The sequence below is a fragment of the Pseudomonas ulcerans genome (assembly GCF_036324125.1).
GTDB classification, from domain to species: Bacteria; Pseudomonadota; Gammaproteobacteria; order Pseudomonadales; family Pseudomonadaceae; genus Aquipseudomonas; species Aquipseudomonas ulcerans.
Genome location: NZ_JAZDQN010000077.1, coordinates 1 through 15,790, shown reverse-complemented (window position 1 = coordinate 15,790; position 15,790 = coordinate 1). Strand labels below are relative to the sequence as shown.

The 15,790-nt window shown below is 67.3% G+C and carries 11 protein-coding genes; 3 read left to right on the top strand and 8 right to left on the bottom strand.

Translation table 11 applies throughout. The features are described from left to right. Positions 1-287: 287 nt before the first annotated feature. From V0R59_RS30960 to V0R59_RS30950, 3 genes are all read left to right on the top strand, one after another. A complete protein-coding gene (locus V0R59_RS30960) occupies positions 288-1,130 on the top strand; it encodes an AraC family transcriptional regulator (RefSeq protein ID WP_330078312.1) in 843 nt (280 codons plus the stop codon). Between the two features lie 268 nt (positions 1,131-1,398). Then, a complete protein-coding gene (locus tag V0R59_RS30955) occupies positions 1,399-1,767 on the top strand; it encodes a cupin domain-containing protein (protein WP_330078311.1) in 369 nt (122 codons plus the stop codon). Between the two features lie 109 nt (positions 1,768-1,876). Continuing rightward, the gene (locus V0R59_RS30950; RefSeq protein WP_330078310.1) at positions 1,877-4,405 is read left to right on the top strand and encodes a bifunctional diguanylate cyclase/phosphodiesterase; all 2,529 of its coding nucleotides are present in this window, start codon (positions 1,877-1,879) and stop codon (positions 4,403-4,405) included. Positions 4,406-4,594: 189 nt separating this feature from the next. Here the strand turns inward: V0R59_RS30950 and V0R59_RS30945 are convergent, their stop codons facing one another. The 8 genes from V0R59_RS30945 to V0R59_RS30910 all read right to left on the bottom strand — a co-directional run bounded on the left by V0R59_RS30945 (position 4,595) and on the right by V0R59_RS30910 (position 15,380). Continuing rightward, positions 4,595-6,208, bottom strand: a complete 1,614-nt coding sequence (locus V0R59_RS30945; RefSeq protein WP_330078309.1) for an ABC transporter ATP-binding protein — start codon at positions 6,206-6,208, stop codon at positions 4,595-4,597. After that, on the bottom strand, positions 6,205-7,050 hold the full coding sequence (locus V0R59_RS30940) for an ABC transporter permease (RefSeq protein ID WP_330078308.1): 846 nt from the start codon (positions 7,048-7,050) through the stop codon (positions 6,205-6,207). The genes V0R59_RS30945 and V0R59_RS30940 overlap by 4 nt, the downstream gene beginning before the upstream one ends. After that, positions 7,047-7,991, bottom strand: coding sequence for an ABC transporter permease (locus tag V0R59_RS30935; RefSeq protein WP_330078307.1), 945 nt, complete (start codon positions 7,989-7,991; stop codon positions 7,047-7,049). The genes V0R59_RS30940 and V0R59_RS30935 overlap by 4 nt, the downstream gene beginning before the upstream one ends. A gap of 3 nt (positions 7,992-7,994) precedes the next feature. After that, positions 7,995-9,596 carry an ABC transporter substrate-binding protein gene (locus V0R59_RS30930; protein ID WP_330078306.1) on the bottom strand — a complete coding sequence of 534 codons (1,602 nt, stop codon included), beginning with the start codon at positions 9,594-9,596 and terminating at the stop codon, positions 7,995-7,997. Positions 9,597-9,605: 9 nt separating this feature from the next. Further along, positions 9,606-10,925: an LLM class flavin-dependent oxidoreductase gene (locus V0R59_RS30925; RefSeq protein ID WP_330078305.1), complete on the bottom strand. Its 1,320-nt coding sequence runs from the start codon at positions 10,923-10,925 to the stop codon at positions 9,606-9,608. Positions 10,926-10,976: 51 nt separating this feature from the next. Beyond that, entirely contained in the window at positions 10,977-13,412 is a 2,436-nt protein-coding gene (locus V0R59_RS30920; protein ID WP_330078304.1) for a TonB-dependent receptor plug domain-containing protein, read from the bottom strand. Between the two features lie 161 nt (positions 13,413-13,573). Continuing rightward, positions 13,574-14,560 (bottom strand): ABC transporter substrate-binding protein, encoded by a 987-nt coding sequence (locus V0R59_RS30915; protein ID WP_330078303.1) that lies wholly within the window; start codon positions 14,558-14,560, stop codon positions 13,574-13,576. A 10-nt stretch (positions 14,561-14,570) separates the two neighbouring features. Continuing rightward, entirely contained in the window at positions 14,571-15,380 is an 810-nt protein-coding gene (locus V0R59_RS30910) for a class II aldolase/adducin family protein (protein ID WP_330078302.1), read from the bottom strand. Positions 15,381-15,790: the final 410 nt, after the last annotated feature.

The following is a 15,790-nucleotide window of genomic DNA, read 5'->3' as shown; positions in this document are numbered from 1 at the left end:
CGTAGGCCGCGCAGCCCCTGCAAGACACCGGAGGGAGGGGACCCGGAGCGTAGCGTAGGGCCGGATGCAGGAGCAGGTGGTTTTGCTTACTTTTTCCAAGAAAAAAGTAAGCCGCCGTAAAGGCGGAAGGGGCCGGCAGAGTCGCCGCAGGCAACGGATAAGCTCGCTGCACCAGCACCAGCACCAGCACCAGCACAAAGAGAAAAAGATATGCCGATCCTTATGCAACAAAAGGCGCCTTGAGGTTATATCCTCGCCCTTCGTTTCCCTGCTGAACCGAGTGGCTCATGCCGCAGCATCCGCCAAAGACCACCACCGACTGGGTCCTGCGCACCGCCGAACCCGGCCGTATCGAGCGTATCGAAGCCTGGTTCGGCGGCCATGGCTATGACCCGCATCGTCACGACACCTATTCCATCGGCCGCACCCTCGCGGGCGTGCAGAGTTTTCGCTACAAGGGCGCCCAGTGCCACGGCGTGCCGGGCAACACCCTGGTGCTGCACCCGGACGAGGTGCACGACGGTCAGGCCGGCACCGAGGCCGGCTTCCGCTACCGCATGGCCTATATCGACCCCGCGCTGATCCAGCAGGTACTCGGCGGCGAGCCGCTGCCCTTCATCGCGGGTGGCCTGTCCGCCGACCCGCGCCTGTACCGCGCCAGCGAAGCCTTCGTGCAGGCCGTGGATCATGCGCTGGAACCGATGGAAGAAGAGGACGCCCTCTACGAGCTGGCCACGGCCCTGCGCGCGGTGGCCGGCAAGCCGCGCGGGCGCAAGCGCCTGGACTACGTGGCTGCCGAGCGTGCCCGCGGCTTCATCCTCGAACACCTGGACACCACCATCACCCTCGACATGCTGGAGCGCGCCAGCGGTCGCGAGCGCTGGAGCCTGTCGCGGGACTTTCGCGTGCTCTACGGCACCAGCCCGTACCGTTTCGTCACCCTGCGCCGGCTGGACCGCTTCCGTGGCCTGGTCCTCGCCGGCTTCTCCCTGGTGGATGCGGCGCTGATCGCCGGTTTCCACGACCAGAGCCACATGAACCGGCATTTCACCCGCTGCTACGGCGTGCCGCCGTCGCGCTGGCTGGAACTTGCAGGATCGTACAAGAAGGCGCCCCAGGGCCTTCGCTAGGCTTGTCGCTCCAATCAACGCATGGGTATCTACACAACTTTTGGCAGATGCAGATTTCGCGGAGAGCGCGATTCTGTAGGAGCGGATTTATCCGCGATCGGCGGCGAAGCCGTCGTAAACCCAGTGCCCTCGATGTTTCAGGCAGAAATGGGACTCAGGATTTACGACGGCTGCGCCGCCGATCGCGGATGAATCCGCTCCTACACCGACCGCGTGGCACCACACCAAAGATGTGTAGATCCCCATGCCAATCAACGAGGAGCCAAGCATGACCACCGACACCAGCATCGACCTGCGCCACAAGGCCTCCCTGCTCCAGGAGCAATGGAGCCCGCGGGTGGTCGCCGAGATGAACGACTACCAGTTCAAGGTGGTGCGCATCGAAGGCGATTTCATCTGGCATGACCATCAGGACACCGACGAGGCGTTCCTGGTGCTGGAAGGCGAGCTGCGCATCGACATGCGTCACGCCAGCGTGCGCCTCGGCCCGGGCGAGTTGTTCGTGGTGCCGCGGGGCGTGGAGCACAAGCCGTATGCGGAGAAGGAGGTGCGGCTGATGCTGATCGAGCCGCGCGGGGTGCTCAACACCGGGAAGGAAGGGGGAGAGCGCACGGCACAGAACGATCTGTGGATCTGAGGGAGTGCTTCCAGACACCCGGCGACCATGCCCGCCTGTCGCTTGCGTTGAACATCGACTGCCTTGCGACCCTCAGTGTTGAGGTGGACGACTGCGGACGAGGGTGCGAATGGAAGCCGGCGTGACGGACAGTACAGCGACGCGCAGTCGCCTTACCCGACAGTTGATCCTCGGCTTCTCCGGCCTGGTGCTGTTGATACTGGTGGTCGGCCTGGCCTCGCTGTACCGCATCGTCGAATCCCTCGATGCCCAGGAGGCACTGCGTAGCCGCTTTCTCGCTGGCTCCGTGCAACTGAGCCTGCAGAAATCCGAAAAGAACTACCTGCTGACCCATTCGTTCTGGGAGGCCGCCTACGAGCACCTGGGCCTGGCCAACGACCATCGCTGGGCCTATGCCGAGGACAATATCGGTCCGACCCTGTACAGCAGCGACGGCTATGCCGGGGTGTTCGTCATCGACGACCAGGCCACCACCTACGCGATGCTCGACGGCACACTCAGCGACACGCCGCTGGAGCGCCTGACCCCGGCGCGGGCGCGGATCCTGCGGGAGGCCCGGGCCATGGCCGCCGAAGACCAGGCGACGGCTGGCTATATCCGCTTTCGCGACCAGCCGGCAGTGTTCAGCGCAGCGCCGCTCCGCTCGCCGCAGGGCACGTTGCCAGCGACGGGACCACGGCGAGTGCTGGTGTTCGTACGTTTGTTGACCCCCGAGGTACTCCAGCCCATGGCGGCCAGCGTCGGCCTGGGCACACTGCGCACCCTCGATGGCGGCGCTGTGCAAGCGGGCGAGGAGCGCATGCGCCTGGATGACAGCGGCTACTGGCTGGCCTGGTCGGTGGCGCGACCGGGCACCGAGCTGGCGTGGACGGTGATGCCGCCGCTGGCCCTGGCGACCCTGGTCATCCTCCTGGCGATGGCCGCCTTCGCCCGCCAGGCGCTGTTGGTCAGCGCCCGCAACGACCACAATTTCCGCGAGCTGGTGGCCTCCCGCGAAGCCCTGCAGATCAACAAGGAGCGCTTCAAGGCCGTGGCCGAGGCAGCCTCGGACTGGATCTGGGAAACCGATGCACAGCTCAAGCTGACCTACCTCTCGGCACGCTTCGCCGAGTTGACCGGCTACCCGGTGGCGGACTGGCTGGGCCGGCCCTTCACCCACCTGATGAGCTGCGACACCGGGCACCTGGAGCACTGGCTGGCGCAGCTGGCGCATCTCAACGGCTCCGGCAGCCTGCGCTGCCAGTACCGCGATCATCTCGGCCAGCAGCGCATCTGCCGGCTGTCAGCGCGGCCGATCCTGCACCACGGCGAGCTACGTGGCTATCGCGGCACCAGCTTCGACATCACCGACGAGGTGGCCGCCCATGCCCGTATCCAGCACCTGTCGCAGCACGACGCGCTGACCGGCCTGCCCAACCGCAACAAGCTGTTCGGGTTCATCGAGCAACTGCTGCAGGTTAACCAGGAACTGGCGCTGCTGATCCTCGACCTGGACAACTTCAAGCCGATCAACGACCACCTCGGCCATCCTGCCGGCGACGCGGTGCTGATCGAGGTCGGCCAGCGCCTTGGGCGCATGACCCGCGACAGTGACCTGGTGGCGCGCCTGGGCGGCGATGAGTTCATCGTGGTGATTGCCCGGCCCGGGCAGCGCGAGGAAGTCGACGCATTCTGCGCCCGGGTCATCGAAACGCTGCGCCGCCCCATCCAGCACGATAGCCAGGCGTTGCACATCGATGCCAGCCTGGGGGTGGTGCTGTCGCGGGAACATGCCGGGCAGCCAGCAGACCTGATCAAGTACGCCGACATCGCCCTGTACACCGCCAAGGCTGCGGGCAAGGGCACCTGGCGGTATTTCTCCGCACAGATGAACGCCGCCCTGCAAGGCAAGCGCACCCTTGAACGGGAGCTCGCCGAAGGTATCGACAAGGGGCAACTGGTGCTGCACTTCCAGCCGCGCTTCCTGATCGATGGCAGCACCGTCGCTTCGGTGGAGGCGCTGGTGCGCTGGCAGCATCCCGCCCATGGCCTGATGGCGCCGGACAGCTTCATTCCCCTGGCCGAGGAATCCGGCTTGATCGTGCCGCTGGGCAACTGGGTGCTGCGCCAGGCCTGCACCACGGCACGTGACTGGCCGCGTCCGGTGCTGGTCTCGGTGAACATGTCGCCGGCCCAGTTCAGCCGCAGCGACGTGGTGCGCGACGTGCGCGAGGCGCTGCTGCACAGCGGGCTGCCGGCGCACCGGCTGGAGCTGGAAATCACCGAGAACGTCATGCTGGGCGATATCGACAACGCCCTGGCGACCATGAACGCGCTCAAGGAACTGGGGGTGCGCCTGAACATGGACGATTTCGGCACCGGCTATTCGTCGCTGGGCTACCTGCGCACCTATCCCTTCGACAGCATCAAGATCGACAAGCGCTTCGTGCAGTCGCTGGGCAAGAGCGACAGCGACCGCAGCGTGGTGCAAGCGATCATCAACCTGGGCAATGCCATGGGCATGACCGTCACCGCTGAAGGGGTGGAGACGCAAGGGCAGCTAAACCTCCTCAGTGCCGACCAGTGCCATGAGGTGCAGGGGTATCTGCTGAGCAGGCCGGTGGAGAACGAGGCGCTGGTGGCGTTGATGGGGAATTGATGTTTGTGTGGCGATGCGGTCCCTGATGAAGATGGGTATCTACACATCTTCCGGTTTACCCAAACCACCCATGCGGCGCGGTCCTACCTGGACCGCGTCGGCCAGCGAATCCATGGCTGGCCCGGAAACCTGTGGGAGCCGGCTTGCCGGCGATGAGGCCCTCAGCCACGACCCTGAACCCGGCAGCTTTCAACGCCCGGCAACCTGCACTTGCGGCAGCACCTGCGGCACCAACTGCCCCGGCATATCCTCCAGCAAGCGCCGTGTGTACTCGCTCCCCGGCCGGCCGAATACCTCCTCGGTGGCGCCCTGGTCGACCAGCCGGCCCTGATGCATCACCAGCACCTGGTCGCTGATGCCGCGCACCGTGGCCAGGTCGTGGGAGATGAACAGGTAGGTCAGCCCCAGTTCCCGTTGCAGGCGTTGCAACAGCTCCAGCACCTGCGCCTGCACTGGTGCATCCAGCGCCGACAGCGGTTCGTCCAGCACCAGCAACTCTGGCTGCACCGCCAGCGCCCGGGCAATGGCGACCCGCTGGCGCTGCCCGCCGGAGAGCTGGGCAGGGCGACGATGAAGCAGTTCGCCCGGCAGGCCGACCCGTTCCAGCAGCTCCAGCACTCGCGCCCGGTCATCCCGGCGCTGGCCGATGCCGAAGGCGCGCAACGGCTCGCTGATGATTGCCAGCAGATCATGTCGAGGGTCCAGCGCTGCCCAAGGATTCTGGTAGACCAGCTGCACCCGCCGCCGATAGCCGTGCAGCTCGCGGCGGCGAGCTCCCAGCACCTCCAGCCCGTCGAAGCGCACGCTGCCGGAGCTGGCCTGTTCCAGGGCAAGGATGATCCGCGCCGTCGTGGATTTGCCCGAGCCGGACTCGCCTACCAGGCTGGTGGTAGTGCCCCGTTGCAGGCTGAAGCTGACCCCGTCGACCGCAGCCGGCCCGTGCCGGGCGAAGCGGCGGTCGAGGCTGGTGACCTGCAGCAACGGCGCCTCGCGGCCGGGCGCCGGCGCTGCACGACGCTGCTGCAAGCGGGTCAGCGGCGAGGCCTGCAGCAACTGCCGGGTGTAGGGATGCTGTGGCGCATGCCACAGCTGTGCCGGCGTGCCGCTTTCCAGCAGCCGGCCATGGCGCATCACCAGGATCCGGTCGGCGCGGTCCAGCGCCACCGCCAGGTCATGGGTGATCAGCAGCAGGCTGCTGCCACGCTCGCGCACCAGCACCTGCAGGCGGTCGAGGATCTGTCGCTGCACGCTGACGTCGAGGGCGCTGGTGGGCTCGTCGGCGATCAGCAGCGGTGGATCGTTGGCCAGGGCGATGGCGATCAGCACCCGCTGGCACATGCCGCCGGAGAGTTGATGGGGGTAGCGCGCAAGCAAGGTTTCCGGCGCCTTGAGGCCGACCTCGCGCAGCAGTTGCAGGGCGCGGGGGCGAGCTTCGGTGACGGCGACGCCATGTACCGTCATGGCCTCGACCACCTGGGCGCCGATGGTTTTCACCGGGTCCAGCGAGGTGCCCGGATCCTGTGGCACGAAGCCCACCAGCCGGCCCCGACGCTGGCGCCAGGCGCGCTCGTCGAGGCTGTCCAGCGCCTGGCCCTGCAACCACAACTGCCCGTGGAGTCGCGCCGACTCCGGTAGCAGGCCGGCCAGGGCTGCTGCTGTGGTCGACTTGCCGGAGCCGGACTCGCCGACCAGACAGACGATTTCCCCCGCCGCGATCTCCAGTTCCAGCCCTTCCACGGCGGGTTGCGCCGCCCCCGGATACTCGACGCCGAAGTGACGGATACGAACCAGTGGCGTACTCATGGCTGCTCTCCCTGAAAATGTTGCAGGCCCCGACCCAGTTGCTGGGTGGCGAGCACCACGCCCGCCACCACCAGCCCCGGCAGGGTGGTGTACCACCAGGCGGCGACCATGTAGTTGCGCCCCTCGGCGATCAACAAGCCCCATTCCGGTTGCGGTGGCGGGGCACCGAACCCGAGGAAGCTCAGCGCCGAAACCGCCAGCACCGCGCTGGCGAACTCCAGTGCAGCCAGGGCCAGCAAGGGCCCGGCGGCGTGGGGCAGAACATGTCGGCAAAGATTGGTCCACGGGCCGACGCCGACTACCTGCGCTGCCTCGACGAAGGTCCGACTGCGCCAGCGCAGCACTTCGCCCCGGGCCAGGCGGGCGAACACCGCCACCGACGACAGGCCCACCGCCACGGCGATTTCCAGGGTGCCGAAGCCCAGCGCGGTGACGATGGCCATGGCCAGCAGCAGGGCGGGAATCGCCATCAGCACTTCCACCAGCACCGCCAGCACGCGGTCGGCAAGGCCGCCGAACCAGCCGGCGATACCGCCGAGCAAGGTGCCGGCGAGCAGGGCGATCAGCACGGCGATGGCCGTGGCCTGCAACGACAGCGCCGCGCCATGCACGCAGCGGGCATACAGGTCGCGGCCGAGGTGATCGGTGCCGAACCAGTGCCGGGCCGAGGGCGGGCGCAGGGTCTGGGTCGGATCGGCCAGCAGCGGATCGGCGCTGCTGAACAGTGCCGGAAAAAACGCCCAGCCGAGCAGCAAGAGGAACAGCAGCAGGCTCAAGGCAACCGGAAATCCGGGCCAGTAGCGCAGCGCTCGCGAGGGCGATAGGGCAGGTTGCAGGATCATGGACGGCTCCCTTGGCGAATGCGCGGGTCGAGCAGCGGATAGAGCAGGTCGGTGAACAGGTTGGTCAGCACATAGAGGGCAGCGGCCAGCAGCACCACGCCCTGGACCACGGCGATGTCCTGGCTGGCCACGGCGGCCTGGGCCAGGCGGCCGACGCCATCGCGGGAGAACACCGTCTCGGTGACCACCGCACCCGCTAGCAGGTTGCCCAGCAGGGTGCCAGTCAGGCTGAGCAGGGGGATCGCGGCGTTGTGCAGGATATGCCGCGTCAATAGCCGCCAGCGGCCCACGCCCTTGCTGCGCAGGGCCTGGACGAACGGCTGCTGGCTGACGCTGGCGATGGAGCGGCCGAGCACCTGGGCGATCATCGCCGCGCAGGGCAAGGCCAGGGTCACCGCTGGCAGCACCAGGCTGGCGATGCCGTGGTCGCCCATGGCCGGCAGCCAGTGCAGGTGGAAGGAGAACAGTTGCAGCAACAGCAGGCCGACCCAGAAGGTCGGCAGCGACACCACCAGCGCCGGTGCGTTGTGCAGCGCCGCTTGCAGGGGCCGGCGGCGTACCTGGTGCGCCGCCAGGGCGACGCCGACGCCCAGCGGTACGGCGATCAGCAGGGCGGCGAAGGCCAGCGCCAGGGTGGCGGGCAAGGCCGCCGCCAGTGCCTGGGCCACCGGCTTGCCCGTCTGCAGGGACAGGCCAAGGTCGAGCTGCGCCAGGCGCCACAGGGCTCCGCCGTACTGTTGCCAGAGGCTGCCGTCGAGATGATAGCGGGCACGCAGTTCGGCAACCTGGGCCGGGTCCGCCATGCCCGGCTCGCCGCTCTGGGCCAGGAGGATCGCCACCGGGTCGCCCGGCAGCGCGTAGAGGATGGCGAACGACAGGCTGAAGGCTGCCCACAGCACCAGCAGGGCCTGGGCCAGGCGCCAGGGAAGAGAGGTCGTCATGGCTCAACGCCCTCCCGGCTGGGCCAGCCAGGTGTCGTAGAACTGCAGGCGGGTCGAGGCCTCGTAGTGCAGGCCGCGGACCACCTCGCGGTAGGCCGTCACCGTGGCCGCTTCCACCAGCGGAATCACATGGCCTTGTTCGAGCAGTGCGGCGCTGGCCTGCTGGATCAGCGCGCCACGCTTGCCGGGGTCGAGGCTGGCGGCGGAGTCCTGCAGGGTCTGGTCCAGGGCCAGCGGCCCGCGGACATTGACGTTGCGTCCGGACGAAAGGAATACCGTGCGCAGCACGTCCGGATCGGCGCGGGTCAGGTTGAAGAACCACAGGCTGTAGTCGAGGGAGGTCTGTTGCAGGCTGACCTGGCCGATGGTGGATTTGTTCAGGCGCAGTTCCACGCCGAGCTTGCGCAGTTGCTGCTGGACCAGTTCCAGCACCGGCGTGGTTGCCTGCCAGTAGTCGAGGGTGAAGCCCAGGCGCTTGCCGTCGCGCTGGCGCCAGCCATCTGCGCCCTTGAGCCAGCCGGCCTCGTCGAGCAATCTGCCGGCGCCGTCCGGGTCGTAGGCCAGGTGGCTGCCCAGGTCCTGGTAATACGGCGTGCTGCTGGCCAGCACCGAGGTCGCGGGTTTCTGGTAGCGGGAGATCACGCCCTGGAACTGCTTGCGGTCGATGGCCTTGTTCAGCGCCTGGCGCACCGCCAGTTCGTCCAGCGGCGGCCGCGAGACGTTGGGCGTGAGGCTGAAGACGATGCCCGGATTGGGCCGGTTGATCGACGGCACGCCCTGGGCCTCCAGCACGGCCTCGTCCTGCACCGGCACGCTGGTGTTCACATCGATCTGCGCCGACAGCAGGCTGCCCAGGCGTACGCCGGACTCGGGGAGGATATGGAACTCGATGGCGTCCAGCCAGGCACGGCCCTGATGCCCGGCGAGCGAAGAGGGCCAGTTGTAGTCGGGGCGTGCGTCGATACGCACCAGCCGGTTGTGCTCGAAGCTTTTCACCGTGAACGGCCCGGTCCCCACCAGCGCGCCCTGGCAACGCTCCTCGGCGCTGTGCTTGAGGGTGGCGGGGGACAGCAGGCCCAGGCTCATGGTCGAGCTGGCCTGGAGAAACTGGGCATTGGCCTGCTTGAAGGTGGCCCGCACGCTCAGCGGGCCGATCACTTCCACCGACTCCAGTCCGGCCAGGTAGGTGCCCGCCAGTTGCGCACGCGCGCCAAGGGCCTGGATCGCCTCGAAGTTGGCCTTCACCGCCTCCGCATTCAGCGGGCTGCCGTCGGCGAAGGTCACGCCCTCGCGCAGGTGGAAGGTGAACTGCCGCGAGTCATCGCTGACCTCCCAGCGCTCGGCGAGCCAGGGGACGATTTCGGCGCTCTGCGGGTCCTGGTCGGTCAGCGAGTCCACCAGTTGCCGGCCGACGTTGAGCGCGGTGTTGTTGCCGGCCTGCTGTGGGTCGATGCAGTTGGGGTCGCCGTCGAAGGCCACGCGCAGGACGCCGCCGACCTGCGCTTGCGCCGCGGCGCCGGTATTGGCCTGCTGCCCGGATGGGGCGTCGCAGCCGGCCAGGGCCAGGGCGACGGCCAGGCTCAGTGAAGCCAGGGATCGGGACATGGACGCTCCTTAGAAATGGCGGTTGGCGCGGTAGGGCAGGCCGAGGTTTTCCCGCAGCGTGGTGCCGGCGTATTCGCGCTGGAACAGGCCGCGGCGCTGCAGCTCGGGAACCACCCCGTCGACGAAGTCGTCGATGGCCGAATGCAGGCCGCTGAACATGATGTTGAAGCCATCGGCGGCACCGGCCTCGAACCAGGCCTGGAGGTCGTCGGCGATGCTTTGCGGGGTGCCGATCAGGATGCGGTGGCCGCCGGAGGTGAGCTGGTTGAATAGCTGGCGCACTGTCGGGCGCTCGCGGCGGATCAGGTCGAACACCAGCTTCTGCCGGCTTTGGTGGGTGTTGGTGGTGAAGGTCTCCGGCGGCAGCGGCACCACTTCGTCGAAGGGCAGTTCGGAAAGGTCGTAGCCCAGGCTGACGAACTTCGAGATGGAACTGAGGAACGCCTTCGGCTCCAGCAACTCCTGCTGGCGGTCGTACTTGGCCTGGGCTTCGGCGAGGGTCTTGCCGACCACAGGCGAGACGCCGGGGAGAATCTTCAGTTTGTTGGCACCGCGGCCGAAACCGGCGGCGGCCTGCTTGGTTTCCTCGTAGAACGCCCGGCCCTGGTCGATGGTGTGCTGGGCAGTGAAGATCAGCTCGCCGACCCGCGCCGCCAGGCGCTTGCCGGCCACGGAGGCGCCGGCCTGGGCCACAACCGGATGGCCCTGGGGCGAGCGCGCCACGTTCAGCGGGCCACGCACCTGGAAGTGCTCGCCCTGGTGGTCGAGCACATGCAGCTTGTCGATATCCAGCCAGGTGCCGCTGGCCTTGTCCTGGACGAAGGCGTCGTCGGCCCAGCTGTCCCACAGGCCGCTGACCACGTCGTAGAACTCCTCGGCGCGGGCATAGCGGTCGTCGTGCTCGACATGGTCCTGGCGGTTGAAGTTCTCGCCACCGCCCAGGGAGGTGACCAGGTTCCAGCCGGCGCGACCGCCGGTGAGCTGGTCCAGCGAGGCGTACTTGCGCGCCACGTTGTAAGGCTCGTTGTAGGTGGTGCTGGCGGTGGCGATCAGGCCGATATGGCGGGTGCTGGTGGCCAATGCCGGGGCCAGGATCAGCGGGTCCCAGCGCACGCTGTTGGGCCCGCGCTGCAGCGCCAGGTCGAGCTTGACGTCGAGGGTGTCGTTGAAGAACAGCGAGTGGAAGCGCCCGGCCTCCAGCTTGCGCGCGATGTACTGGTAGTGCTCCAGGCTCTTGAAGGTGTCCAGCGGCGCTTCCGGCAGGCGCCAGGTGCTGCCGCTGAGGGTACCGGGGATGAATGCGCCGAGTACGAACTGGCCTTGGCTCATGAAGGTTCTCCTGGCGCCCGCCGCCGACGACGGGCGCGTGGTCGGTGGGGGTCAGAAGTTGTAGGCGACGCGGGTGTACCAGAAGCCGCCGTAGGGGTCGAACGGCGAGATCGAGCCGAATTTCGGGAAGCCGTTGACGTCGCCCGCCGGGAAGGCGGCGTTGTCGGCGCGCACATCGAACAGGTTGTTGGCGCCCACGGCGATATCCAGGTGATCGGTGAGGGCGTAGGCCACTTCCAGGTCGGTCAGCCACTTGGCGCCGAAGGTCACGTCGTAGTCGGGGTTGGCGTCGCGGGCGGTGACCTTGTCGTAGCGGGTCACGGCGGCGTTGATGGTGAAGCGCTCGATCTGCCAGTTGGCGCTGAGGATCAGCTTGGTCTTGGGGTTGGCCACGGTGAGGTAGCCCTGGGCGACGCGGTCGAACAGCTCCAGGTTGTTGCCGGCGGCCTTGAGCGCACCCGGGGTCTGCTTGATGTCGTCGATCTCGGTCTTGTTGTAGTTGGCGCCGATGCCGTACTTGACCTGGCCGAAGCGGCCGTAGTCGACCCGGTAGTCGGCCACCAGGTCGATGCCGCGGGTGGTGGTGTCGGCGGCATTGGTGAAGTATTTGATGCGGTAGCCGGGCTTGTAGCCGTTGGCGACCAGGGCCTGGTCGACGCCGTTGCCGTAGAGGAAGCCGGTGAGGGCGATGCGATCGCGGATCTCTATCTGGTAGGCGTCCAGGGTCACGCTGGCCTGGGGCAGGGGCTGCCAGGTCAGGCCGAGGCTGATGTTGCGCGATTTCTCCGGGGTCAGGTCCTCGGCGCCGAGGGCGCGGGCCAGGGCCGAATCGACGCGGGCGGTCTTGGCCTCGACGAACTGCGAGACGCCATTGACCACGGTGTACTGGTTGGCGGTCTGGGCATACACCGACTGCGACAGCGATGGTGCGCGGAAGCCGTTGCTGACGGTGCCGCGCAGGGCGAAGGTGGGGGTGAAATCATAGCGCGCGGTGAGCTTGCCGCTGCGGGTGTTGCCGCTGCTGTCGTCGTATTTCTCGAAGCGCGCGGCGGCGCCCAGGTAGAGCTTCTCGGTCGGGTTGAGGCCGACGTCGAGGTAGCTGGCGTAGCTGTTGCGGCTGGCCTGGCCGGCGTCTTCCGGGGTCAGGGTGATCGCGCCCTGGGCACCGACGGAGCCGGGCTGGCCGGCCAGCGGGCCGCTGGGGTAGATATAGCCGCCGTTGATCCACGACAGCACATCGTCGGACTCGGTCTTGTAGCGCTCGTGGCGGTGCTCCAGGCCCCAGGACACCTGCAGCGGCTTGCTCAGGCCGACCTCGAAGGCACGGGTCAGGTCGAGGTTGTTGGTCCACTGGTCGAAGGTGTTGGTGTAGGTGTCGAAATGGGTCGGGCTGCTCGGGCCGAGGGAGGCGTTGAGGGTTTCGTCGGCGCCGGCCTGGCTCCTGGCGCGGCCGAAGGTGGAGCTGAGGTCCCAGTGCCACTCGGCGATCTCGCCCTTGCCGCCGGCGGCGGCCTGGTAGTCGGTTTCCTTGAGGGTGTAGAACGGCGCGGTGCCGTCCGGGTAGATCTCGGGAATGATGTTGGTCGAGTTGGGCCGGCGGTAGTTCTGCCCGCCCTTGGCGTCGCGCTTGCTGAGGGTGGAGAAGGAATACAGGGTCAGGTCGTCGTTCACCGGCAGCTCGGCGTTGTACGACAGGTTGATCGCCTTGATCTTCGGCAGGCCGTTCTTCTGCACTTCGCGGTCGGCCGTGGCGTTGCGCGGGTCGCCGGCGAAGTACAGGTTGCCGGTGGCTTCCCGCGAGCGGGTCGCGGTCTGTACCGACTTGGCATCCAGGGCGTAGTTGAAGAAGCCGCCGTTATCGCCCAGGGCCAGGCCCTGGTTGAGGGTCTGGCGCAGGTTGCCGCCGTCGCCGTTCTCGTAGTATTCGCCGTACTGGGTGCTGACCGAGCCGCCGTTGTCGTGCTGCTTGAGGATGATGTTGATGACCCCGGCGATGGCATCGGAACCGTACTGCGCCGAGGCACCGTCGCGCAGCACCTCGATATGGTCGATGGCGCTGACCGGGATCAGGTCCAGGTCCACCGGGTTGGTGCCGTATGCAGCGGTGGAGTCGAGGTTGATCACCGAACTGTTGTGCCGGCGCTTGCCGTTGACCAGCACCAGCACGTTGGAGCCGTTCAGGCCGCGCAGGCTGTAGGGCCGGGCGACGCTGTCGTTGGAGGTGCCGGAGGGGCGCTGGGAGAACGACGGCAGGGTCTTCTGCAGGGCCTCGCGCAGGCTGCTGGAGCCGGTCTGTTCGAGCTGCTTGCTGTCGATCACGTCGATCGGCGCCGGGCTGCTGGTGACGGTGCGCACTTCGCTGCCACGCGAGCCGGTGACGATCACCGTGCCCAGCGCGGTATCGTCGGCGCCCAGCGCCAGCGGGGTGAAGAGGTAGCCGGCAAGCAGCGCCGGGGCCATGGACAAGGGGGTGAATACGGACTTCATGACGGTTCCTAAGGGTTCGATTGGCAGTCAGGCCCTGGATGTGCGATCGAACGGGCTCTCATCGGTTGTTTTCAGCTTTTCCAGGCATGGCCGGGCCTGCGGGAGGTCCATGCTCCCGTGGTCTGGCGTGCCTGTATCTCGTCCGGCGCGCGCCGGTACGCTTATGCCGCGGCGGATCCCTGGCCGCTGAGCAAGGAAGTGAAGCGCCGGTCCCAGAGGTCGCGGACCGCCAGCGGTTGCCTGAGCAGGCCGCTGTCGTGGAACAGGTCGGCGATGCGCTGCTGGGCGGCGATGTCCTGTTCGCTGACCGGTAGCAGCCGACACGGGCGCTGGCGCTGGTTGAACTGCTGCAGGTAGAGCGCGCTGGAGATCCCGGTCAGGGCCTGGTTGCGTGCGGCCCAGGCCTCGGGGTTGCGCTCCACCCAGTCCCAGGTGGCGCGCTCGCGTTCGAGGAAATCGGCGATCTGCGCCTGCTTGCCCGGCTGCTCCAGCACCCTGGCGCTGGTGGCGATCAGGTAGTTGCCGCATTGGTAGCGGCTGGCCGCGTCCAGCACCTGGCCGTCCATCTGCGTGAGCGCCTGCAGTGCGCCGATACCGCCCGCGACGATGGCGTCGAGATGGCCGTTCTGGAAAGCGATCAGCGCATCCCGTGCCGGCATGGGGCGGGCCTGGATGTCGGCGAGGTTCAGGCCGTTGTCGCGCAGCAGGTTGAGTACCAGGTAGTGGGTGTCGGTGGCGCGCACGAAACTGATGCGCTTGCCCTTGAGGTCGGCGAGACTGCGGATGCCGCTTCCCCGTTTGACGATCAGGGCGCTGCGGTTCTGCTCGCCCTGGTAGCTGGCGATCAGCACCAGCGGGTTGCCGGCGGCACTGGCGAACAGCGGCAGCACCGGGCTCATGAAGGCGTAGTCGAGGCTGGCGCTGGCGAAGGCTTCGAGGACCATGGCACCGCCGGGAATGTCTACCCACTCCACGGGGTACGGCGTGCTGGCCTGGCCGGCGTCGGCGAGAAAGCTCGCAGCCTGGCCCTTGTAGCGCCAGACCCGCAACGCTTCGCCGCTGCCGGCCAGGGCCGGGGCGGCGCCTGCGGCGAGTCCGAGCACGGCGCTGTGGCGCAGGAAGCGGCGGCGGTTGAGGTGGATCGCCATGGCGGGCTCCTCAGTCCAGCAGGTCGGGTTGTTGCTGGACGATGCGATCCCACAGCGGCAGGAAGTTCAGCCAGCCGAACAGCTCGCGCTGGGCCGGGTTGAAGCTGTCTTCGCCCAGGTCGGGGATGCGCGGCTGGCCGGCGGCGTAGGCGAGCAGGTGGGCGCGGGCGGTGTCGTCGGCGAGGATGAAGCGCCAGGCGGCGCTCTCCACGGTCTGCCCGGTGGTCCACAGGCCGTGGTTCTGCCAGACCAGCAGGTTGTGTCCGGCGAACGTCTCGACGAAGGCCTGGGCCACGGCGTCGCGGTCTTGCAGCAGGCCGCCCTCGGCAGTGCGCAGGGCATGGCGGTCGAACAGCACCTGCTCGCCGACGAAGGCCGAGGACTCGGCGGTGATCGGCTGGAACAGCTGGCCCAGGGACGACCAGACGCGGCCATGGAAACCGTGCAGGTGAGCGATGCCGACCACTTCCGGGCGCGCCCGTTGCAGTTCGTAATGCAGCTCCAGGGCGCTGGTGTTGAGCAGGCCGTCGCCTTCCACCACCTGGCCCTGGCCATCGACCCGCAGCAGGTCGCGGGTGCGGATCTGCGAGAAGGGCACGCCCAGCGGGTTGATCCAGTAGTGGTCGGTGTCGATCGGGTCGCGGGCGGTGAAGTGCCCGGCCAGGCCGACCTCGAAGCCCAGTTCGGCGAACAGGCGATAGGAGGCGGCCAGGCGCTGCTTGCGGTGCAGGCGTTCGGCGTGGAGGTCGTCGAGAACGGGTGGGGCGCTGAGTTGCAGGCGGTGGTTGTGGTTCGGCAGGCTGGCGATGCTATGGCTCATCACGGGTACTCGCAGGTGGGTCGAAAGGTGCGCCTCCACCGTGCGAGGGGTCGGGTCTGGAGGGACTGTAGCAAGGGGCGGGGAGAGGGAAGAAATACCGTTTCGATCTATTTTTATTATTATTTTTCAGAATAAAAAATATTCCGAATATTCAAGTATTGCATTTTTATTTAGGGCCTCATCGCTGGCAAGCCAGCTCCCACAGGGTCCGAGTCGCTGCAGAACCCTGTGGGAGCTGGTTGCCAGCGATGAGCATGGGTATCTACACATCTTTTGCTCTGTGGTGCGGGTGTTGCGAGCATATCCGGTCGCGGCGGCGACTGCGCCGGCGCTTTCCGCCTTTACGGCGGCTTACTTTTTTCTTGGAAAAAGTAAGCAAAACCGCTCGCTCCCACATCAGGCCCTACGCT